Genomic DNA, 20771 nt, shown 5'->3' on the forward strand with positions numbered 1-20771 from the left:
GCCCACCCAGCCGTCAGCGCAGAACGCTAGCCCTCTTCGCCGTTGGGGCGCCCAGGGCAGGGGGGTGTACATCCCTAGGATCGGACGTTCTGCTGTTGCAGGCACCTCCGGGTGTGCTGCAGCGCTGATCTGTCAGATCAACTGCCGGACCGTTTCGGGTTATGCCTCGTTCCCCTCGCCCCGTTTGGCCCCATTGCGACAGCCCCGCACCGGCGGCGGTCGCGGGCGAGAAGGACGCCTGCGGCGTGGGCTTCCTGGCCAGCCTGAAGGGGGAAGCCAGCCACTGGGTGCTGCAGCAGGCCCTGCGTGGCCTCGATTGCATGGAGCACCGCGGCGGCTGCGGCGGCGATGGCGATTCCGGCGACGGTGCCGGGGTGCTCTGCGGCATCCCCTGGAGCTATCTGGAGGCAGTGTGGCCCGAGGCAGCGGCTGCCAACGGCAGTGCCCGCGGCCTGGGCATGCTGTTCCTGCCGGCCGATGCCACCAAGCGCGAGCAGGCCAAAGCCTTCTGCGCCGAAGAGGCCGCCAAGCTGGGGCTTCGCAGCCTGGGTTGGCGCGCGGTGCCGCTGAATCCAGCAGTGCTGGGCCCCCTGGCCCTGGGCACCGCTCCGGCGATTGAGCAGTGGCTGCTGGCCGCCGACGAAGCCGGCGATGCCCTGGAGTCGGTGCTATTTCGCCTGCGCCGCCGCTGCGGCGACCGGGCCCGCGAGGCCTGGGGCCCTGGACCCAGCGACCTCTACTTCGCCTCCTTGAGCAGCCGCACGGTTGTGTACAAGGGCATGGTGCGCTCGGAGGTGCTCGCCGCCTTCTATGGCGACCTGCGCGATGCGCGCTTTGCCGTGAGCTATGCGGTGTACCACCGCCGCTTCAGCACCAACACCCTGCCCCGCTGGCCCCTGGCCCAGCCCATGCGGCTGTTGGGCCACAACGGCGAGATCAACACCCTGCTGGGCAACCTCAACTGGGCCCGGGCCTCGGAGGCCAGCCTCGATGCGGTGTGGGGGGAGGCCGCTGGTGACCTCAAGCCGGTGGTGAATGCCGCCTTCAGCGACTCGGCCAACCTTGACGCCACCCTCGAGCTGCTGGTGCGCAGCGGCCGGCCCATCACGGAGAGCTTGCTCACCCTGGTGCCGGAGGCCTTCCGCGATCAGCCGGAGCTGACAGGCAAACCTGAGATCACGGCCTTCTACGAGTATTCCGCTTGCACCCAGGAGCCCTGGGACGGCCCGGCCCTGCTGGTGTTCGCCGATGGCCGCAGCGTCGGCGCCACCCTGGATCGCAATGGCCTGCGCCCGGCCCGCTACTGCATCACCAGCGATGGCTTCGTGGTGATGGGCTCTGAAACCGGCGTGGTGGAGCTCGAGGAGAGCCGCATCATCGAAAAGGGCCGCCTGGGCCCCGGTCAGATGCTGGCGGTGGATCTGGAGCAGGGCCGCCTGCTGCGAAACTGGGATGTGAAGCAGGAGGTGGCGGCCCGTCACCCCTACGGCGCCTGGCTGGCGGAGCATCGCCGCAGCCTGGCGGCCCAGCCCTGGACGCAGGAGCGCCAGCTGGGCGATCTGGAGCTATTGCAGCAGCAAACGGCCTTTGGCTTCACCGCCGAAGACTTTGAGCTGGTGATCGAGGACATGGCCGGCGCAGCCAAGGAGCCCACCTACTGCATGGGTGATGACATCCCCCTGGCGGTGCTCTCCGATAAACCGCACCTGCTCTACGACTATTTCAAGCAGCGCTTCGCTCAGGTCACCAACCCGCCGATCGATCCCCTGCGGGAAAAGCTGGTGATGAGCCTGGAGATGCACCTGGGCAAGCGGGGCTCGCCCCTGAAGCCGGAGGCCGCCTCGGCCGCGGTGCTGCACCTGGCCAGTCCGATCCTCAATGAGGCGGAGCTGGCGGCGGTGGCCGAGCAAGGTTTGCCCGCCACCACGCTCTCCACCTTGATGCCGATCACTGCTGGACCTGGGGGTCTGGCGGCTGCGGTGGAGCGCCTCAAGGCAGAGGCGGAGGCGGCCGTGCGCGCTGGCACCCAGATCCTGGTGCTCAGTGATCGTGGCGGCCCCAGCGGTGGGATCACGGCCACCATCACCACCATCCCGCCGCTGCTGGCGGTGGGGGCGGTGCACCATCACCTGCTGAACCTGGGGCTGCGGCTGCAGGCCTCCCTGGTGGTGGACACGGCCCAGTGTTGGAGCACCCATCACTTGGCCTGCCTGATCGGCTATGGCGCCAGCGCTGTATGCCCCTGGCTCACCTGGGAAACCACTCGACACTGGCTGGCACATCCCCGCGTGCAGAAGCTGATCGAAACCGGCAAGTTGCCGGCCCTCACGCCCGACCAGGCCCAGGCCAACGTGCGCAAGGCCCTGGAGGATGGCCTGCGCAAGATCCTGTCCAAGATCGGCATCTCGCTGCTGGCCAGCTACCACGGCGCCCAGATCTTTGAGGCGATCGGCCTCGGTGCCGACCTGATCGCGCTGGCCTTCAAGGGCACCACCAGCCGGGTGGCGGGCCTGAGCCTGGGCGAGCTGGCCAGCGAAACTCTGAGCTTCCACGCCAAAGCCTTCCCCGAGCTCAACCGCACCAAGCTCGAATTCATGGGCTTTGTGCAATACCGCACCGGTGGCGAATACCACCTCAACAGCCCGGAGATGGCCAAGGCCCTGCATGCGGCCGTGAAGGCCGGCCCCGGCTACGACCACTTCTCCACCTACAAAACCCTGTTGGAAAACCGGCCGGTCACCGCCCTGCGCGACCTGCTGGAGCTCAAGCCCGCACCCGCTCCCTTACCCATCGAGCAGGTCGAGAGCATCGAGAGCATTTGCAGCCGTTTCTGCACCGGTGGCATGAGCCTGGGGGCGCTCTCGCGCGAGGCCCACGAGGTGCTGGCCATCGCCATGAACCGCATCGGTGGCAAGAGCAACAGCGGCGAGGGCGGCGAAGACCCAGCTCGCTTCCACACCCTCAACGATGTGGACGGGGAGGGGCGTTCCGCCACCCTGCCCACGCTCAAGGGACTTCGCAACGGCGATACCGCCTGCTCGGCGATCAAGCAGATCGCCTCGGGCCGTTTCGGTGTGACCCCTGAATACCTGCGCAGCGGCCGGCAGCTGGAGATCAAGGTGGCCCAGGGGGCCAAGCCCGGCGAGGGCGGCCAGCTGCCGGGACCCAAGGTGGATCCCTACATCGCCTGGCTGCGCAACAGCAAGCCCGGCGTGGCGCTGATCTCGCCACCACCCCACCACGACATCTATTCGATCGAGGACCTGGCCCAGCTGATCCACGACCTGCACCAGGTGCATCCCGCCGCCAAGGTGAGCGTGAAGCTGGTGGCCGAGATCGGCATCGGCACGATCGCCGCAGGGGTGGCCAAGGCCAATGCTGATGTGATCCAGATCTCCGGCCACGACGGCGGCACCGGTGCCTCACCGCTGAGTTCGATCAAGCATGCCGGCAGCCCCTGGGAGCTAGGCCTCACTGAGGTGCACCGTTCTCTGCTGGAAAACGGACTGCGCGATCGGGTGCTGCTGCGCGCCGATGGCGGCCTCAAGACCGGCTGGGACGTGATCATCGCCGCCCTGCTGGGCGCTGAGGAATACGGATTCGGCTCGGTGGCGATGATCGCTGAGGGCTGCATCATGGCCCGCGTTTGCCACACCAATAACTGCCCCGTGGGGGTCGCCACCCAGAAGGAGAACCTGCGCAAGCGCTTCCCCGGCGTGCCCGAGCACGTGGTGAATTTCTTCCTGTTCGTGGCCGAGGAGGTGCGCCAGCTGCTGAGCGTGCTCGGCGTGGCCCGCCTCGAAGACCTGATCGGCCGCACCGAGCTGCTGCAGGCCCGCACCGTGCAGCTGGCCAAAACTCAGGCCCTTGATCTCTCCTGCCTGATCGATCCGATTCCAGCAGCGGCTGATCGCCGCTGGTTGCAGCACGATGCCGAGGCCCATGGCAATGGGCAGATCTTGGAAGACCAGCTCCTGGCCGACGCTGAGGTGATGGCGGCCATGGAGGGCCACGGCCGCGTGGCCCGCACCCTGGCGATCGTGAACACCGACCGCAGCGTGGGCGCCCGCCTCTCCGGCGAAATCGCCGCCCGCCATGGCAACACCGGCTTCGCTGGCCAGCTTGACCTCACCTACGAAGGGGCCGCGGGTCAGAGCTTCGGGGCCTTCGTGCTCCAGGGCATGAACGTGCGCCTGGTGGGTGAAGCCAACGACTACGTGGGCAAGGGCCTCAACGGTGGCCGCCTCACCGTGGTGCCCCCCGCCGGCGTGCAGGATCCAGGCAGCCAGGTGATCCTGGGCAACACATGCCTCTACGGCGCCACAGGCGGTGAGCTGTTTGCCCTCGGCCGCGCCGGTGAGCGCTTCGCCGTGCGCAACAGCGGTGCCCGCACCGTGGTGGAAGGCGCCGGCGACCACTGCTGCGAGTACATGACTGGCGGTGTGGTGGTGGTGCTGGGCAGCACCGGCCGCAACGTGGCCGCCGGCATGACCGGCGGTGTGGCCTTCATTCTGGATGAAACCGGCGGCCTGACGGAGCGGGTCAACCCCGAGATCGTGGCGATCGCCGAGCTCACAACCCCGGAGCAGGAGGCCTTGCTCAAGCCCCTGCTGGAGGCCCACCTGCAAGCCACCGGCAGCGCCAAGGCCGCGGCGATCCTGGCCGATTGGAGCAACTGGAAGGCTCGCTTCAAGCTGCTGGTACCTCCCAGCGAGAAGGCCACCGTGGGCCTGGCGGAGCGGCAAGCGGTGGCGGCCTAGCTAGCGACCTCCCCCCTCAGCGGGGGTACTGCCGCATCAGCCGCTGCACCTCGCCGGCGTGGTAGCTGCTGCGGGTGAGCGGGGAGCTCACCACCTGCAGAAAGCCCAGGGCCTCTTCGCCATGGCGGCGGAAGCCGTCGAATTGCTCAGGAGTCACGAACCGGTCTACTGGCAGGTGTTTGGGGCCCGGGGAGAGGTACTGGCCAATGGTCACGATGTCCACCCGGTGGCGCCGTAGATCGGCCATCACCTCGAGCACCTCCGTGTCGGTTTCGCCCAGGCCGGTCATCAGGCCGGATTTGGTGTAGGTGCGCGGCCAGCCTGCGCGCACCCGTTGCAGCAGCTCCAGAGAACGCGCGTAGATGCCCTGGGGCCGGGCTTTTTTGTAGAGCCTCGGCACGGTTTCGATGTTGTGGTTGAGCACCTCCGGGGCGCCCTCCATCACCGCCGCCAGCGCCTCCCAGTTGCCGCAGAAATCGGGGATCAGCAGCTCGATCGTGGTGAGCGGTGAGCGGGCGCGCACGTGTGCAATGCAGGCCACAAACTGGCTGGCGCCGCCATCGGCCAGGTCATCGCGGTTCACCGAGGTGATCACCACGTGCTTGAGCCCCAGCCGGGCCACCGCTTCCCCCAGGCGCTCGGGCTCGGTGGGATCGAGCTCTCGCATGCTCTTGTCGAAGTCGATGTCGCAGTAGGGGCAGGCGCGGGTGCAGCCCGGCCCCATGATCAAGAAGGTGGCGGTGCCGCCGGCGAAGCACTCGCCGATGTTGGGGCAGCTGGCCTCCTGGCAGACGGTGTTGAGCTTCAGGTCCAGCAGCAGGTCGGCCACCTCGCCGATCCGTTCCCGCTGGGGGGCCTTGACGCGCAGCCAGTCGGGTTTGAGCACGGCGCAACGCAGGCCGGTGGGGCCGAAGGAAGGGCTGGACGAGACTGTAGAAAGCCGCCGGGATCAGGGGGGTTGGGCGGAGGCCATCCCCTAAAGTCGCTCCATCGGGATGTAGCGCAGCTTGGTAGCGCACTTCGTTCGGGACGAAGGGGCCGCAGGTTCGAATCCTGTCATCCCGATTTTTTCTTCCATGGCTTCGGCTCAGCTGAGCTCGGCCCCCGGGTAGCCGCGGGGGGTGACCATGCGGCCATCGCGGGCATAGCTGCTGCTGTTCCCCACGAGCACCAAGGTGAGCATGTCCACCTGCTCCACCGGAAGTTCGCCCAGGATGTGCAGGCTCAGGGCCTCGTTGGCTCGTCCGAGCTGGCGGGCGAGGGCCACCGGGGTGCTGGCTGGCCGGCCTTGGAGCAACAGCTCTTGGGCCCGGGCCAGTTGCCAGTCGCGCCCCTGGGACCGCGGGTTGTAGAGCGCCACGACGAAATCCCCTGTGGCGGCAGCCTGCAGCCGTCGCTCGATCACGGCCCAGGGCGTGAGTCGATCGCTGAGGCTGATGGTGCAGAAGTCGTGCATCAATGGGGCACCAGCCCGCGCGGCCGCCAGCTGCAGCGCCGAGATTCCCGGATGGACGGCGAAGCTGGGGCGTTCATCCTCTGGTTGGGTTAGCCACAACTCCAGGGCCAGGCCGGCCATGGCGTAGATGCCGCTGTCGCCCGACGACACGAGGGCCACGTTCAGCCCCTGGCTCGCCAGCTCCAGGGCCAGGGCGCAGCGGGCCCGCTCCTCGGTGAGCTGGCCATCACAGCGCAGTTGATCCGGCCGCCGCAGGGGCTCGAGCAGGTCGAGGTAGAGGCCATAGCCCACCCAGGCGGTGGCGTCAGCCAGGGCGCGCCGGGCATCGCCGGTGAGCAGATCCAGGCTGCCCGGGCCGCTGCCCACCAGGTGCAGCTGACCCCGTTGGGGGGCCCATTGGCTTTCCGCCAGAGCAATCGCCAGGGTGGCGGCCCCCTGCTCACCGCCGCTGGTGCGTTCGATGCGTTTGGCCTGGAGCAGCTGCGCCCCAGGGCCCGCAACCAGCAGAGCGGCGGCCTCCGCCACGCTGGCGGTGCCCATCTCCTGAGCCACGGCCGACGAGGGATTGGGTACGGGCACATCGGCCAGGCTCGCTGCTGCAAACCAGCGAACGGGCCATCGCCGCTGGGCGGCGAGGGCTAGCAGGGCTGGTTCATCGGCCTTGCGGTCGATGCTGGCCAGCCCGGCCACGGCCTCAGGTGCCAGCTGCAGCTCTGCCAGGGTTTGATCCACCAGGCGCACTAGCAGGCTCAGGCTGGTGTTGCGTTCACAGCCAAGACCCAGCCACAGGCTGGGCGGGTGCCAGCGGCAGCCCTGCCCCGTGTGGATGTCCACCACCATGGCTGGATGGGCCGCTTTGGCACTGCAGACCGTTTGCAGGCCAGTGGCAGCCGGCAGCTCGAGCCAGCGGCGACTGCCATGGCGGGCCTCCACCGCGACCGGCTCTTCCCCCCTGGCGGCCGCGTGCATCAGTGCGTTCCAATCGCCAGCCCCCCGGCGCCAGCCCCAGGCGGTGCCGAAGCTGTCCAGGCTCAGTCGTGCCGCGGCGGCGGTGGCGCCGGTGAGCACCGCCTGGCCACCGAAGCTGGCGGCGATCCGCTGGCTGAGTCGATCCGCGCCGGCGGCATGGCCGCCGAGAAGGGGAATGGCGAAGTTGCCCTCGGGATCTACCACCACCACGGCCGGATCACTGTCCTTGTCCGTGAGCAGCGGGGCGATCAGACGAGTCACGAGCCCGCAGGCCCCGACGATCACAAAGGCACCGGCCGATGGCCATTGATCCGCCAGGCAGTCCCGCGGCGTCGGCTGGTCGTCTGGGCCGACCCGGCCATCGACCAGGCCCGCCTGGGCCAGCCGTTCCAGCAGGGGCGTGCTGGCTGCACTGAAGCCCAGTGCCCAGATCGGACGGCGCGGCGCCCCATCGGCGTTGCGCATGGCGTTGAGGCTGGAATGGGACGTCACGCGCCTAGCTTCTGGCGCAACCCGGACAGCGGCCCCTGGGGTTTGGGCTTGAGGAGGGAGCCGTCGGCGTTCACTTGATTGCGCGCTGATCCTTCCAGACTGGTGGATGGTGCCATGCGCTGCGAACTGGCCGGCACCAGGGGCCTGGGTTCGAGCTCGCCCTCAGGACTGGGGTCTGGGCTGGGTTCGGTGGCGATGCTGGGGGTCACTGCGTCGATGGGCTCTGGGGCTGGTTCGACATCTGGACGAGCCTCGGGCTCTGGCTCCGCTGCCTGCGGCACCTCGGTCTGGGGCTCTGCAGCCGGCTCTTGCTCTTGTTCTGGCTCTGGCTCTGGCTCTGGCTGGGGTTCGGGTTCGGCCTCGGGTTCGGGTTTTGGTTCGGGCGCAGCCTCAAGTTCGGCCTCGGGTTCGGCCGTCGGTTGGGGTTCCGCTGGGGGTGGGGGCGCGTTGCCCAGCAGTTGGGCCAGCTCGTCGTCGCTCAGCCGGCCCCGCTGCCAGATCGGCCCGGGGCCCGCAGCATCCAGAACCACTTCAGACACCATCGTGTTGAACGGAGGGTTGAGGGGCTCGCCTCGCCCATCCACCAGCTCCAAAAGCACGCTGTTGCTGCCGGTTTGCCACCCCTTGAGCCAGAGGGGCGCGTTTTGATCCACCAAAAAGCTGTCACCGTTCACGGTCACCCGCAGACGCCAGCTGCCGTCGTTGTCGCGCAGGCCCTGGAGGGGGGCATCCAGCAGCAGCCAGTCGAGCAGCACCGGTTGCCGGCCCGCCAGGTCCCCCGGACTGACTGGGATCAACTGGGGGCTTCCTGCTTGGGGAATCGCCAGGGGATTGGCGGCCACCCGGTGCACCCGGATCTGGTCCCAGGCCCCTGGGCTTTTCACCGCTTCTCCCCAGGGCCGAGCCGCATAGGCGGTGATGCGGTGGCTGCCAGGGGTAAGGGCTGGCAGGTCGATCTGGAGGCTGGCCGGGTTGGCGGTAGCGGTAAGCCGGGACAGGCGAACGGGCGCCTGGTCATCAACCTGAACCACCACATGGGGCCCGAACCCCAGGGATCCGGCATCGACCAGGGGCCAATCGCTTACCCGCAGGCGCAGGGATACTGGGCCGTTGGGCAGGTTGGCGCCATCCTGCGGCGCCAGGATCGTCACCTGGGGGTTGTGCTCGCTCAGTGCTGACTGGAGCTGCTGCACGGCGATGGGCGGGGCCACTTCCTGCAAGCGGCCACTGGGGCCCTGGGGGCTCAGGGGTGGGGTTGGCGCCTCGCTTCCACGGGAGCTGGAAAGTCGGTTGCAACCCCCGGGCAGTAGCAGTAGCAACGCCATCAGGCCCGTCATCACGGGCTGCCACCATCGGATCGGCCGCCTGGGGGCGGGCGATCCGCCCTGGTGCACCCCCGGTCGGGGACGGGCTGGATGGGTTGCGCTGCCTGCGCCCACGTTGGGTTGCTCAGCTGTTTCTGCGGGCATTCTGCTGGGCCGGGCCACCCTGGAAATTCAGAGACTATTACAGGTTGAATTTTAGTCATTAAGTAATAACGACATGGCCAAAAGAAGGCCAATCTCGATGATTCTTTCTGTTCTGTAAAGCCCTGCGCTGGCCTGGGAAGCGCCGGGATTGAACCTTTGTAACTGCAACCCAAAACCCTTCGGAAACGGCCCCTATAATTTCGCCAGCGGTCCCCTATTTGGGGCCCCAAGCCCCAGTGTTGGCAAGCGGTTTCGCGGTTTCGCGATCCCTCTTCCCGGCTGGAGCCCATGACTCCGGAGGCCTTGGTCGCCGGTTGCTCATGGGGCCCAACGGCAGGCCTCCCGGTCTGCTGCAGGGGTGGACCCACCACCTCGACCCCGTCCCTCGAGGAACGTCTCGATGACCATCAGCCCACCAGAGCGTGGGGAAAAGGCGAAGGCCATGGTTGACCGGAACCCCGTTCCGGCCACCTTCGAACTGTTCGGCAAGCCCGGCCATTTCGATCGCAGCCTTGCCAAAGGTCCCAAAACCACCACCTGGGTTTGGAACCTCCACGCCAATGCTCACGACTTCGACAGCCACACGAGTGATCTCGAAGAGGTCTCTCGCAAGATCTTTTCGGCTCACTTCGGCCACCTGGCCGTCATCTTCATCTGGCTAAGCGGCGCTTTCTATCACGGAGCGCGCTTCTCCAACTACACCGGTTGGTTGACCGATCCCCTGCACGTCAAGCCTTCGGCGCAGGTGGTTTGGCCGATCTTTGGCCAGGAAATCCTTAATGGCGATATGGGTGCCGGCTTCCACGGCATTCAGATCACCTCCGGACTCTTCCATGTGTGGAGGGCCTGGGGCATCACCAACACAACCCAGCTGCTGGCCCTGGCCATCGGCGCGCTGGTGATGGCCGGGCTGATGCTCAATGCGGGCGTCTTCCACTACCACAAAGCAGCCCCCAAGCTCGAGTGGTTCCAGAACGTTGAGTCGATGCTCAACCACCACCTGGCTGGCCTGCTCGGCTTGGGATCCCTGTCTTGGACAGGACACCTTCTTCATGTGTCCCTGCCCACCAATGCGCTGATGGAAGCGATCGACGCCGGCCAGCCGCTGGTGCTCAATGGCAAGACCATCGCCACCTATGCAGACATCCCCCTGCCCCACGAGTTCCTGAACCAGGACGTGATTGCCCAGCTGTTCCCCGGTTTCGGGGCGGGCATCTCAGCCTTCTTCACCGGCAACTGGGCGGCTTACAGCGATTTCCTCACCTTCAAGGGTGGTCTGAATCCTGTGACCGGCAGCCTGTGGATGACCGACATCGCCCATCACCATCTGGCGATCGCGGTGCTGTTCATCGTGGCTGGCCACATGTACCGCACCAACTGGGGCATTGGCCACAGCATCAAGGAGATCCTCGAGGGTCAGAAGGGTGATCCCCTGCTGTTCCCTGCTCCCAATGGTCATGACGGACTCTTCGAGTTCATGACCACCAGCTGGCACGCCCAACTGGCGGTGAACCTTGCTCTGCTGGGCTCGCTGACCATCATCGTGGCCCATCACATGTATGCGATGCCTCCGTATCCATACATCGGCATCGACTACCCCACCCAGCTGTCGATCTTCACCCACCACACCTGGATTGGTGGCTTCCTGATCGTTGGAGCCGGCGCCCACGCCGCCATCGCGATGATTCGCGATTACGACCCCGCCAAGCACGTCGACAACGTGCTCGACCGGGTGCTCAAGGCTCGCGACGCCCTGATCAGCCACCTCAACTGGGTGTGCATCTGGCTCGGCTTCCACAGCTTCGGCCTTTACATCCACAACGACACCATGCGTGCCCTGGGTCGTCCCCAGGACATGTTCAGCGACTCCGCCATTGCCCTGAAGCCTGTCTTCGCGCAGTGGATTCAGGGTCTGCACGCCGCCGCTGCCGGAAGCACCGCTCCCAACGCCCTGGCGGGGGTGAGCGAAGTGTTCAACGGCGCTGTTGTGGCTGTGGGTGGCAAGGTGGCCGCCGGTCCGATCCCCCTGGGAACGGCCGACTTCATGGTCCACCACATCCACGCCTTCACGATCCACGTGACGGTGCTGATCCTGCTGAAAGGTGTGTTGTATGCGCGCAGCTCCCGCCTAGTCCCCGACAAGGCGAATCTGGGCTTCCGCTTCCCCTGCGACGGCCCCGGCCGTGGCGGCACCTGCCAGGTGTCGGCTTGGGACCATGTGTTCCTCGGCCTGTTCTGGATGTACAACTCCCTGTCGATCGTCATCTTCCACTTCTCCTGGAAGATGCAGAGCGACGTGTGGGGCACCGTCAACGCTGATGGCAGCGTCCAGCACATCACCAATGGCAACTTCGCCCAAAGCGCCATCACCATCAATGGTTGGCTGCGGGACTTCCTCTGGGCCCAGGCCGCACAGGTGATCAACAGCTACGGCTCGAGCTCCAGTGCTTACGGTCTGATGTTCCTGGGAGCCCACTTCATCTGGGCCTTCAGCCTGATGTTCCTGTTCAGTGGCCGCGGCTACTGGCAAGAGCTGATCGAGTCCATCGTCTGGGCTCACAACAAGCTGAGGGTTGCTCCCGCTATCCAGCCGCGGGCGCTCTCCATCACCCAGGGTCGTGCCGTCGGTGTCGCTCACTATTTGTTGGGCGGTATCGCAACAACCTGGGCATTTTTCCTGGCCCGCATCGTCGCGGTCGGCTGACCTTTCCTGACCTCTCCCAATGGCAACGAAATTTCCTTCGTTCAGCCAGGGTCTGGCACAGGACCCGACAACCCGCCGTATTTGGTACGGCATTGCCACGGCTCACGACTTCGAGAGCCACGACGGCATGACCGAGGAGCGGCTTTACCAAAAGCTGTTCTCCACCCACTTCGGTCACCTGGCCATCATTGGCCTCTGGGTTTCGGGCAACCTGTTCCATATCGCCTGGCAGGGCAACTTTGAGCAGTGGGTCGCCGATCCGCTGCATGTCCGTCCCATCGCTCACGCGATCTGGGATCCCCACTTTGGCCAGGGCGCGATTGCCGCCTTCACCCAGGCGGGCGCCTCCTCTCCGGTGAACATTGCGTATTCCGGCCTGTACCACTGGTGGTACACGATCGGGATGAAAACCAACGCCGAGCTTTACCAGGGTTCCATCTTCATGATGATCCTGTCGGCCTGGGCCCTGTTCGCTGGCTGGCTCCACCTGCAGCCCAAGTTCCGGCCTTCCCTGGCCTGGTTCAAGAACGCTGAATCCCGGCTGAACCACCACCTGGCAGTTCTGTTTGGTTTCAGCTCGATCGCCTGGACCGGTCACCTGGTTCACGTGGCCATCCCTGAGGCCCGTGGTCAGCACGTGGGCTGGGACAACTTCCTCTCCGTGCTGCCGCACCCCGCTGGTCTGGCTCCGTTCTTCACCGGCAACTGGGGTGTCTATGCCCAGAACCCCGACACTGTTTATCAACAGTTCGGCACGGCTGAAGGCTCCGGCACCGCGATCCTCACCTTCCTCGGCGGGTTCCACCCCCAGACGGAAGCTCTGTGGCTCACGGACATTGCCCACCACCACCTGGCGATCGGCTGCATCTTCGTGATCGCCGGCCACATGTACCGGACCAACTTCGGTATCGGCCACTCGATTCGCGAGATCCTCGAAGCCCACAACCCGCCCAAGGGCACCCCTGGTGACCTCGGCGCCGGCCACAAGGGTCTCTACGACACGATCAACAACTCGCTGCACTTCCAGCTCGGCCTGGCTCTGGCAGCTCTGGGTGTGGTCACCAGCCTGGTGGCCCAGCACATGTATGCGATGCCGTCCTACGCGTTCATCGCTAAGGACTACACAACGCAGGCTGCGCTGTACACCCACCACCAGTACATCGCCATCTTCCTGATGTGCGGTGCGTTCGCCCACGGTGCGATCTTCTTCATTCGCGACTACGACCCGGAAGCCAACAAGGACAACGTGTTGGCTCGGATGCTTGAGCACAAGGAAGCCCTGATCAGCCACCTGAGCTGGGTCTCCCTGTTCCTCGGTTTCCACACCCTGGGTCTCTACGTCCACAACGACGTGGTTGTCGCCTTCGGGACCCCCGAGAAGCAGATCCTGGTGGAGCCCGTCTTTGCCCAGTTCGTCCAAGCCGCTTCCGGCAAGGCGATGTATGGCATGGATGTGCTGCTCTCCAACTCCGCAAGCGCGGCCAGCACTGCCAGTGCTGTGTATCTGCCTGGCTGGATTGATGCCATCAATGGCGGCAACGACCTGTTCCTGCCCATTGGTCCTGGCGACTTCCTGGTGCACCACGCCATTGCGCTGGGTCTGCACACCACCACCCTGATCCTGGTGAAGGGTGCCCTGGATGCCCGGGGCTCCAAGCTGATGCCCGATAAAAAGGACTTCGGCTACTCCTTCCCCTGCGACGGCCCCGGCCGTGGCGGCACCTGCGACATCTCGGCTTGGGATTCCTTCTATCTGTCGGTTTTCTGGGCCCTGAACACCGTGGGCTGGGTGACCTTCTACTGGCACTGGAAGCACCTCGCCATCTGGCAGGGCAACGTGGCTCAGTTCAACGAATCCAGCACCTATCTGATGGGCTGGTTCCGCGATTACCTGTGGCTCAACTCCTCCCAGCTGATCAACGGCTACAACCCGTTTGGCAGCAACAACCTGGCCGTTTGGTCCTGGATGTTCCTGTTCGGTCACCTGGTGTGGGCCACCGGCTTCATGTTCCTGATCTCCTGGCGCGGTTACTGGCAGGAACTTATCGAGACCATCGTTTGGGCGCATCAGCGCACTCCGCTCGCCAACCTGGTGGGCTGGCGCGATAAGCCTGTCGCTCTCTCGATCGTTCAGGCTCGCGTGGTGGGCCTGGCCCACTTCACGATCGGCTACATCCTCACGTACGCCGCCTTCCTGATCGCCTCCACCTCGGGCAAGTTCGGCTAATCCTTTAGCCCTTGCCTTCTCCTTGAGGGACGAACCAACCCCGGCACAAGCCGGGGTTTTTTATTGGCTTTCATGGGGGGGGCGATGAACCGAGATGCACGGCTCAGCGGGTTGCCCCTCCATGGTTTAGCGGTTGTTGGTTGATCTGTAGTTCTGCTCCACGTAGGCTTGGTCTTCGCAGCGCAGCTCATTGCCGTCGGTCTGGGCGCGTTCTCCCTGTAGGCAGGTCACGGTGGCGCGGTGACCTGCGCTCCAGCCTTGCTTCAGGGCTGCTTGCTCGATCCGTTGCTGCGCCAGCTTGGCTGCTTCAGCCTGTTGATCCGCCTGGGGTTGTCCAGCTGCATTTGGGGCCGGCAGCGTTGGTTGTGCCGGCAACTGGGGACCACCTTTCTGGCAGGCCGCGAGCAGGACGCCGCTGCCCACGAGCGCCAGGCTGAACGGCAGCAGCCTGCGCTGGTGATTGCGGCTTGGCATGGAATCGTCTGGCATCGCACCATCGGGCATCGGGGCTGCGCCAATGTTGGCGCTGATCGCTCCCCGTGCACCCACGCATCAAAAAAGCCCCGCCGAAGCGGGGCTGGGGCCTGTTGGGATGGCTGGGCTTTGCGGCTGAGGCTCAGCCGACGCTCCAGACGCCGCCGGCGATGTTGACCAGCGGAGCCACGATGGCCGTGCCGGCCAGGAACCAGGCAAAAGCGGCGCCGCCGCAACCGCCGAGCCAGAAGCCGCTGGCAAATTCAGCCCAGCCTGCCTTGGTGAACAGGTCGGCGGGAGGGTTGTCGATGGTGGCGTCAGCGGGCTGGATGTTGGGTCCGTTACCCGCGGTGCCGTAGATCGACAGGCACACCGTGAGGATCGACACCAGGCCGATGGTGGCCAGCAGGCCAGCGGTGCTGGCGTACTCGGTGAGACGCAGCGGCCCGCAGATCGTGAATGGTCCGTAGAGGAAGAAGCCATGGGCCATGCCCACTTCCAGTCCCCGGCGGTTGGGCGAGAGCGACGGGCGGTAGGCCGGCAGGGCGTTCAGGAAGGCCTTGCTGAAGTAGCTGCTGTTAACGGGGGTGGCCAGATTGCCGACACAGGGGTCGGCCACGGGGGTCACGGTCATGGTGGCGGGGGGAAAGCGGTGAGGCAGGGCAACGGCTCCGGTTGGAGCTCAGTCGCTGGCTTCGATCACGTTGAACAGCAGGGTCATGGCCAAGGCTGGGCCGAGGATTCCCACAAGGGGTACGAACACCGAGGGCATCCAAGCGGCAGCGAATTCTCCAGTCATGGCACGGGCCAATAGCAACCATCAATACTGTAGGGAGCTCCCCCAAAGGGGCCCCAATGCCCCTGCAGGGGCGACATAAAAGTTCAATCCATGCCCCCGTCTTTGCTGACCGCCGTTGCGGCCATCGTGGCTGCCTCGTTCTGGTTGTTGGCCCGTCGTCGCCCGACCCTGGGGCTTGCCCTCGATTCGCAGGCCGTGGCGGCTTTGAACCGGGCCCAGATTGCTTTGGTGGCAGGTGGCGCCGAGCCTGCCGCGTTGACAGAGGCTGATGGGCTGGCTGCACGATCCCGGCCGCTGCCCATGACGGCCCGCGAGAGAGCGCTCTTCCTGAGGGCTCTCAGCCTTCAGTTGGGAGGGCCTGCACGCGAGCGCCTGGCTGCCATCGAAGCGGCGGGCGTTTGGGGTCAGCGCGCCAGCCTGCCCCTGTTGGCCCGTGGCCTACGCGACGTCGATCCAGCCGTGGTCCAGGCAGCGGCCCGCGCCATGGAGCGCTTCCGTGGCCGTACCTGTGGATCCGGCCTTCAGCCACCGCTGCAGTTGCCGTTGCCCCGCAATGTGGCCCGCACCCGGTAGATCGGCCGGCCCTGGCTTTCGTGGTAGGTGCGCATCTGGAGCTCGGCCAGCAGGCCAAAGCAGAACAGTTGCACACCCGTCAGAAAACTGAGCAGAGCCATCAGCAGTAGGGGGCGATCGCCGATGTCGTTGCCCAACAGGAGCTTTTCGCCCACGAGCCAGAGGCCGATCAGCAGGCCCACCCCCATGGCAGCGAGCCCGCCGAAGCCGAACACGTGCATCGGTCGGGTCAGAAATCGCTTCATGAACCACACCGTCAGCAGGTCCATCAGCACCCGGAAGGTGCGATCAAGCCCGTATTTGCTCTCGCCAAAGCGCCGGGGGTGGTGGTTCACCTTCACTTCGCTGATCCGCGCTCCTTCGATGAAGGCCAGGGCCGGCAGGAACCGGTGCAGCTCGCCGTAGAGGTTGAGGTCGCTCACCACTTCGCGCCGGTAGGCCTTAAGCGAGCAGCCGTAGTCGTGCAGCCGCACTCCGGTCACCTGGGCGATCAGGCGGTTGGCGATTCGGCTGGGCAGCAGGCGTTGCATGGCCGCATCCTGGCGCTGGTGGCGCCAGCCACTCACCAGGTCGTAGCCCCGGTTGAGCTCGCTGAGCAGCAAGGGGATATCGGCGGGGTCGTTTTGGAGGTCGCCATCGAGGGTGACGAGCACAGCCCCGCGACTGGCATCGAATCCGGCGGCGATGGCGGCGGTTTGGCCGTAGTTGCGGCGCAACAGCACGGCCACCAGCTCGGGCGCCGTGGCGGTCAGCCGGCTCAGCACGCCGGCGGTGTCGTCGCGTGAGCCGTCGTCCACCAGCACCAACTCAAAGGCCAGCCCCAGGGGCCGCACCGCGGCCAGCAGTTGCTCGACCAGTTGGGGCAGGCTCTCCTCCTCGTTGTAGAGGGGCACCACCACGGAGAGATCCAGACGTTCCGGAATGGGTTGATCCGGCGCCAACTGGTTCATCGTTCTCCTGTTCTTGCGGCGAACCTAGGCGGGCAGGGGGCTGCCGTCATGGCTGTGCATGACACGGCCGGCGCTGCGCAGTTCCAGCCGGTAATGACGCGCCACCGGGTGGGGGTTGTGCGGCGCGAGGTCGTCGAGCCCGATGCCATTGCGGCCATGGGCAATGCCGGAGCTGTGCAGGTAGCGCCCCCCACCCAGGTGCAGGCCCACATGGGTGCAGCGTTGGGGCGTGCCGAAGAAAATCAGGTCGCCGGGGGCCAGCAGCTGGGTTTGGCCGGGTTGCACCGCTACCGGCTGGCAGAAGCGCTCCTGCAGGTAGGCGTCCCGCGGGATCCAGATGCCGGCGCTGGCAAAGGCCCGCTGCACCAGGCCGGAGCAGTCGTAATCAGGGCCCAGGCTGCCGCCCCACAGGTAGGTGTTCGGCTGCTGCCGTGCGGCCTCCGCAAACCCCAGCACCAGCGGCAGCCGCCGGGCAATGGCGCTGCGCGCGAGCCGTTCGGGCTGCGGGCGGCCGCTGGCCACCGCTGCTCCCAGAAGTGCCGTGGGCTCCAGCCAGCCCGGGTAACCATCCTCGAGCAAGCGCACCCGCAGGCGCCGATCCCCCCCCGGCTGTGGGCTGGTGAGGATTTGCAGGTGGCGGCCCACCCAGGCCTGGGTGGCGAGGCCCTTGCCCTGGGGCTGGCTGTGCAGATCCACGGCGGCGGTGAGGCGCCAGATCGTGCCGGCGAGGAGCCATTCAGGCGCCGTCGGGGCGCCTAGGGCCAAGGGGATTGGATGGACGCTGCCTAATCTCGCCACACTTGTATCTCGCCACAACGTGGCCGGTGGTGATGGCGTTCTACAGCCCCGATCCGGCCATGGGCCAGATCCTGGCCGACCTGGTTCGAGCCCTGGAGTTGGAGGGGAGGCCAGGGTTGGCCCAGCACCTTTCGATCACCTGGGTGCGTTACGACCAATCGCTGATCGCGCGCGCTGCCGATCTGGCCCAGGCGCAGTTCTGGGGTCTGCCGGTGCAGGGCGCCAGCTGGGCGGGCGATCGTCGGCGCTATCCCGCCAGTGTGGTGAAGCTGGTGTATCTGGTGGCTGCGGAAGCCTGGCGTCAGAGCGATCTGCTGATCGACACGCCTGAGCTGCGCCGCGCCCTCGCCGACATGATCCGCGATTCCAGCAATGACGCGACCGGCCTGGTGCTGGATCTGCTCACTGGCACCACCAGTGGTCCGGCGCTGCCGCCCCGGCGCATGGCCGCGTGGGTGGAGCAGCGCCAGTTGGTGAATCGCTGGCTGGCAGAGCTCGACTGGCCCGAGCTCCAGGGCTGCAATGCCTGCCAGAAAACCTGGGGAGACGGCCCCTACGGCCGCGAGCGGGAGTTTTATGGCGAACAGCTGGATAACCGCAATCGCCTCAGCACCGATGCGGTGGCTCGGCTGCTGCAGGCGGTGATCGCTTCGGCGCTGGTGTCCCCTCCCGCCTGTGCGCGCATGCGCGCACTCCTGGCCCGCAGCCTGGATCCGGCGCAACGGGCCGCGGATCCTGAAAACCAGGTGGATGGCTTCATTGGTGAAGGGCTGCCGCCATCGGCTCAGCTCTGGAGCAAAGCGGGCTGGATGAGCCAGGCGCGGCACGATGCGGCCTATGTGGAACCGCCAGCGCCACAGGACGGGGGCCGGGCGGCCCCATTTCTGTTGGTGATTTTCTCGGAGGGCGAGGCCTGCGCACGGGACACCCGCCTCTTGCCTGAAATTGCCGCTCGTTTGGCCGCGGCCAGCGCCATTTGAGTGGCTCACCTGGGAGAGGCCGAGGCTGCTGCTGGTCCTGCTGAAATCGCGCTCTTGATTCCGTTGGGTTGATCGGGCGTCGCGTCCTATGCCTTCGAGAGAAGGATGGCCTTGAGATCAGTGGCAATCTGCTCGCATCTCGTCCCCCGCTTGAGCATGGGTTCGGAGCTTCTGACCTCAATCTGGAACTCGTCTTTTGATCCGTTGGTGGCGGAGATGATGACAGTTACACGAGCATTGGCAGGGGTCCTGGTGCTTGCCTGCTCCCTGGCGTAGATCGAAACGCTGCTGGAGAATTCTGGGTCTATCTCCAGGCCCAATTGTTCAACAGCGCCGACGAAGTTTCTCAGAAGGTCCTGGTGCTTGGATACTGCTATCCACTGGAACAGCGCCACGACTGCTTAAGAGCTAAGCCACTTATAGCGCTTTCCCGTGAATAGGCATTTTTTTCCGCCCACGGCGGGCCTTGGTGCGTTGATTGAATAGTTTTGCGCAGTGGCTTTCCTCGCCGAGGTGAAGGCTATTTGGTGATTGCTGAGTTCGGGCGCCTCATGCGAGCGTCGCTTTCCCTCTCGCCACAATCCAGGCCCTGAGTTTCCTGAGGCGTACCTGATTCAGGTGTCGACGTAAGCCAGCATCTGCTGGTGTTCTGCCGCGTCTGAACAGTCCTGCTTGGCTGGCCTGCTTGCCGAGGCGTCGCCCTTGGGATCGCGAGGCTGGCCGGTTTCGGGAGGGGACGCACCCTCCTCAAACCAGTTTTCAACGGAGAGGGAGGGATTCGAACCCTCGACAGAAGTTGCCTCCTGTAACTCCTTAGCAGGGAGCCGCTTTCAACCACTCAGCCACCTCTCCAGCAGCTTGACGAGCTTATCAGTGAGCCCCGTCGATGGGGCCCTCCCAGGCGGCCTGGGCCGCGGTGAGGCGTGGCAGACGGTGCTTGAAGCCGCACAGGATCTCCCAGGGGATGGTCTGGCAGCGGTCGCTCCAGTCGCTGGGGGTGATCTGGTCGTCGCCGTCCTGTCCCAGCAGGGTCACCACCGAGCCCACCTCCAGCGCCGGGCAGTCGGTGGCATCCAGCACCAGTTGGTCCATGGTGATGGCCCCTACCTGGGGCAGGCGTTGGCCAGCAAACAGCACTTCAAGTTGGTTGGACAGCTGCCGGGGCACGCCATCGGCATAGCCGATGCCCACCACCGCCAGCCGGCTGGGCCGGCTGGTGCGGAAGCGGTGGCCGTAGCTCACCCCCACTCCGGATCCCACCTCCCGCACCAGGCTCACCCGGGCGTGCAGGGTCATGGCGGGCTCCAGCTGGGTGACACCGGCGAGGTGGGGCGCAGGGCTATGGCCGTAGAGGGACAGGCCGACGCGCACCAGGTCGTAGTGGAGCCCCGCACTGCGCAGGGTGCCAGCGGAATTGGCCAGGTGGCGGCTGCCGCTCTCCAGGCCCTGGTTGCGCAGGGCCTGGAGCACTGTGTTGAAGCGCTGCTGCTGCTGGGCCGTGAGGCCATCGTCGTCGCCCGGTGCCGCATCGGCGCTGGCGAGGTGGGAGTAAACCCCTGCCAGCTGCACCGCCTCCAGCTCGGCGATCGCCGCCGCCAGCCTGGGCCCCTCCTGCCAATCGACCCCCAGGCGCGCCATGCCGGTGTCGAGCTTGAGCTGCAAGGCCATGGCTTGGCCCTGATCGCTGGCGAGGTTTTGACAGAGCAGGGCCTCGCGCATGCCGCTGATGGTGGGCATCAGCTGCCAATGCAGACAGCTGCGCAGCTCCTCCGCCTGGGTGAGGCTGCCCATCACCAGGATCGGTGCCTCGATTCCGGCCCGGCGCAGTTCGATACCTTCGGCCAGGGTGGCCACGCCACATTGGCTGGCTCCGCCGGCCAGGGCGGCCCGGGCCACTGGGATGGAGCCATGGCCATAGCCATCGGCCTTCACCACCGCCATCAGGCTGGTGTTGGCGCCGATGCAGCGCTTGAGGCTGCGGGCGTTGGCGCTGATCGCTTCGGTGTCCACCTCCACCCAGGCCCGCTGGCGGGCCAGCCCGGCCTCAGGGGCCGCGGTGCTCCAGCTGGCCCTGGTGGCCTGGGTCACGGATGAAACGGAAGATTGCGCCTAGCATGCCG

15 protein-coding genes and 2 tRNA genes are annotated in these 20771 nt (G+C 66.1%); 6 read left to right on the forward strand and 11 right to left on the reverse strand.

From position 1 onward, the window contains the following. The first annotated feature begins 161 nt into the window (after positions 1-161). The gene (gene gltB, locus KBY65_RS10920) at positions 162-4760 is read left to right on the forward strand and encodes a glutamate synthase large subunit (RefSeq protein ID WP_255001608.1); all 4599 of its coding nucleotides are present in this window, start codon (positions 162-164) and stop codon (positions 4758-4760) included. Between the two features lie 16 nt (positions 4761-4776). Here gltB and lipA read toward each other — a convergent pair whose 3' ends face one another. Beyond that, on the reverse strand, positions 4777-5646 hold the full coding sequence (gene lipA / locus KBY65_RS10925) for a lipoyl synthase (RefSeq protein WP_255001609.1): 870 nt from the start codon (positions 5644-5646) through the stop codon (positions 4777-4779). Positions 5647-5751: 105 nt separating this feature from the next. Between lipA and KBY65_RS10930 the strand changes: the two genes are divergently transcribed. Continuing rightward, positions 5752-5825 (forward strand) — tRNA-Pro (locus KBY65_RS10930). Between the two features lie 22 nt (positions 5826-5847). On the opposite strand, the gene cobJ is transcribed toward KBY65_RS10930, so the two are convergent. Continuing rightward, complete coding sequence (cobJ, locus tag KBY65_RS10935; RefSeq protein ID WP_255001616.1) at positions 5848-7650, reverse strand: precorrin-3B C(17)-methyltransferase; 1803 nt, start codon at positions 7648-7650, stop codon at positions 5848-5850. Positions 7651-7673: 23 nt separating this feature from the next. Beyond that, positions 7674-9002 carry an Ig-like domain-containing protein gene (locus KBY65_RS13885; protein WP_261357893.1) on the reverse strand — a complete coding sequence of 443 codons (1329 nt, stop codon included), beginning with the start codon at positions 9000-9002 and terminating at the stop codon, positions 7674-7676. A gap of 544 nt (positions 9003-9546) precedes the next feature. Here KBY65_RS13885 and psaA point away from each other — a divergent pair. Further along, positions 9547-11850 carry a photosystem I core protein PsaA gene (psaA, locus tag KBY65_RS10945; protein WP_094560081.1) on the forward strand — a complete coding sequence of 768 codons (2304 nt, stop codon included), beginning with the start codon at positions 9547-9549 and terminating at the stop codon, positions 11848-11850. A gap of 19 nt (positions 11851-11869) precedes the next feature. Continuing rightward, positions 11870-14077 (forward strand): photosystem I core protein PsaB, encoded by a 2208-nt coding sequence (psaB, locus tag KBY65_RS10950; RefSeq protein ID WP_094560080.1) that lies wholly within the window; start codon positions 11870-11872, stop codon positions 14075-14077. A 126-nt stretch (positions 14078-14203) separates the two neighbouring features. Here psaB and KBY65_RS10955 read toward each other — a convergent pair whose 3' ends face one another. The 3 genes from KBY65_RS10955 to KBY65_RS10965 all read right to left on the reverse strand — a co-directional run bounded on the left by KBY65_RS10955 (position 14204) and on the right by KBY65_RS10965 (position 15350). After that, positions 14204-14551 (reverse strand): hypothetical protein, encoded by a 348-nt coding sequence (locus KBY65_RS10955; protein ID WP_254987941.1) that lies wholly within the window; start codon positions 14549-14551, stop codon positions 14204-14206. A gap of 142 nt (positions 14552-14693) precedes the next feature. Then, positions 14694-15185, reverse strand: coding sequence for a photosystem I reaction center subunit XI (locus tag KBY65_RS10960; RefSeq protein ID WP_094560078.1), 492 nt, complete (start codon positions 15183-15185; stop codon positions 14694-14696). A gap of 48 nt (positions 15186-15233) precedes the next feature. Beyond that, positions 15234-15350, reverse strand: a complete 117-nt coding sequence (locus KBY65_RS10965) for a photosystem I reaction center subunit VIII (protein WP_094560077.1) — start codon at positions 15348-15350, stop codon at positions 15234-15236. Between the two features lie 90 nt (positions 15351-15440). Here KBY65_RS10965 and KBY65_RS10970 point away from each other — a divergent pair, with 90 nt between their 5' ends. Beyond that, complete coding sequence (locus KBY65_RS10970) at positions 15441-15923, forward strand: HEAT repeat domain-containing protein (RefSeq protein ID WP_143592862.1); 483 nt, start codon at positions 15441-15443, stop codon at positions 15921-15923. On the opposite strand, the gene KBY65_RS10975 is transcribed toward KBY65_RS10970, so the two are convergent. Both KBY65_RS10975 and KBY65_RS10980 read right to left on the reverse strand, forming a co-directional pair. Next, on the reverse strand, positions 15872-16873 hold the full coding sequence (locus KBY65_RS10975; RefSeq protein WP_094560075.1) for a glycosyltransferase family 2 protein: 1002 nt from the start codon (positions 16871-16873) through the stop codon (positions 15872-15874). The genes KBY65_RS10970 and KBY65_RS10975 overlap by 52 nt on opposite strands. 24 nt (positions 16874-16897) lie before the next feature. After that, the gene (locus KBY65_RS10980) at positions 16898-17638 is read right to left on the reverse strand and encodes a C40 family peptidase (protein ID WP_094560074.1); all 741 of its coding nucleotides are present in this window, start codon (positions 17636-17638) and stop codon (positions 16898-16900) included. 65 nt (positions 17639-17703) lie between these two features. On the opposite strand from KBY65_RS10980, the gene KBY65_RS10985 reads away from it, so the two are divergent. After that, positions 17704-18651 carry a serine hydrolase gene (locus tag KBY65_RS10985; protein WP_254987939.1) on the forward strand — a complete coding sequence of 316 codons (948 nt, stop codon included), beginning with the start codon at positions 17704-17706 and terminating at the stop codon, positions 18649-18651. Positions 18652-18737: 86 nt separating this feature from the next. Here the strand turns inward: KBY65_RS10985 and KBY65_RS10990 are convergent, their stop codons facing one another. From KBY65_RS10990 to alr, 3 genes are all read right to left on the reverse strand, one after another. Continuing rightward, positions 18738-19046, reverse strand: a complete 309-nt coding sequence (locus tag KBY65_RS10990; RefSeq protein WP_094560073.1) for a hypothetical protein — start codon at positions 19044-19046, stop codon at positions 18738-18740. A gap of 368 nt (positions 19047-19414) precedes the next feature. Continuing rightward, positions 19415-19503: transfer RNA gene (locus tag KBY65_RS10995), tRNA-Ser, on the reverse strand. Between the two features lie 18 nt (positions 19504-19521). Further along, positions 19522-20739: an alanine racemase gene (gene alr, locus KBY65_RS11000; RefSeq protein WP_094560072.1), complete on the reverse strand. Its 1218-nt coding sequence runs from the start codon at positions 20737-20739 to the stop codon at positions 19522-19524. Between the last annotated feature and the right edge of the window lie 32 nt (positions 20740-20771).

The sequence above is a fragment of the Cyanobium sp. Alchichica 3B3-8F6 genome (genome assembly GCF_024346435.1).
GTDB lineage: Bacteria > Cyanobacteriota > Cyanobacteriia > PCC-6307 > Cyanobiaceae > Cyanobium_A.

What these genes read in the sequence shown, in the direction of transcription:
- gltB (WP_255001608.1), top strand. Translation starts at nt 162, where the DNA reads ATGCCTCGTTCCCCTCGCCCCGTTTGGCCCCATTGCGACAGCCCCGCA.
- cobJ (WP_255001616.1), bottom strand. Translation starts at nt 7,650, where the DNA reads ATGCGCAACGCCGATGGGGCGCCGCGCCGTCCGATCTGGGCACTGGGC.
- KBY65_RS13885 (WP_261357893.1), bottom strand. Translation starts at nt 9,002, where the DNA reads ATGGCGTTGCTACTGCTACTGCCCGGGGGTTGCAACCGACTTTCCAGC.
- psaA (WP_094560081.1), top strand. Translation starts at nt 9,547, where the DNA reads ATGACCATCAGCCCACCAGAGCGTGGGGAAAAGGCGAAGGCCATGGTT.
- psaB (WP_094560080.1), top strand. Translation starts at nt 11,870, where the DNA reads ATGGCAACGAAATTTCCTTCGTTCAGCCAGGGTCTGGCACAGGACCCG.
- KBY65_RS10955 (WP_254987941.1), bottom strand. Translation starts at nt 14,551, where the DNA reads ATGCCAAGCCGCAATCACCAGCGCAGGCTGCTGCCGTTCAGCCTGGCG.
- KBY65_RS10960 (WP_094560078.1), bottom strand. Translation starts at nt 15,185, where the DNA reads ATGACCGTGACCCCCGTGGCCGACCCCTGTGTCGGCAATCTGGCCACC.
- KBY65_RS10965 (WP_094560077.1), bottom strand. Translation starts at nt 15,350, where the DNA reads ATGACTGGAGAATTCGCTGCCGCTTGGATGCCCTCGGTGTTCGTACCC.
- KBY65_RS10970 (WP_143592862.1), top strand. Translation starts at nt 15,441, where the DNA reads ATGCCCCCGTCTTTGCTGACCGCCGTTGCGGCCATCGTGGCTGCCTCG.
- KBY65_RS10975 (WP_094560075.1), bottom strand. Translation starts at nt 16,873, where the DNA reads ATGAACCAGTTGGCGCCGGATCAACCCATTCCGGAACGTCTGGATCTC.
- KBY65_RS10985 (WP_254987939.1), top strand. Translation starts at nt 17,704, where the DNA reads ATGGCGTTCTACAGCCCCGATCCGGCCATGGGCCAGATCCTGGCCGAC.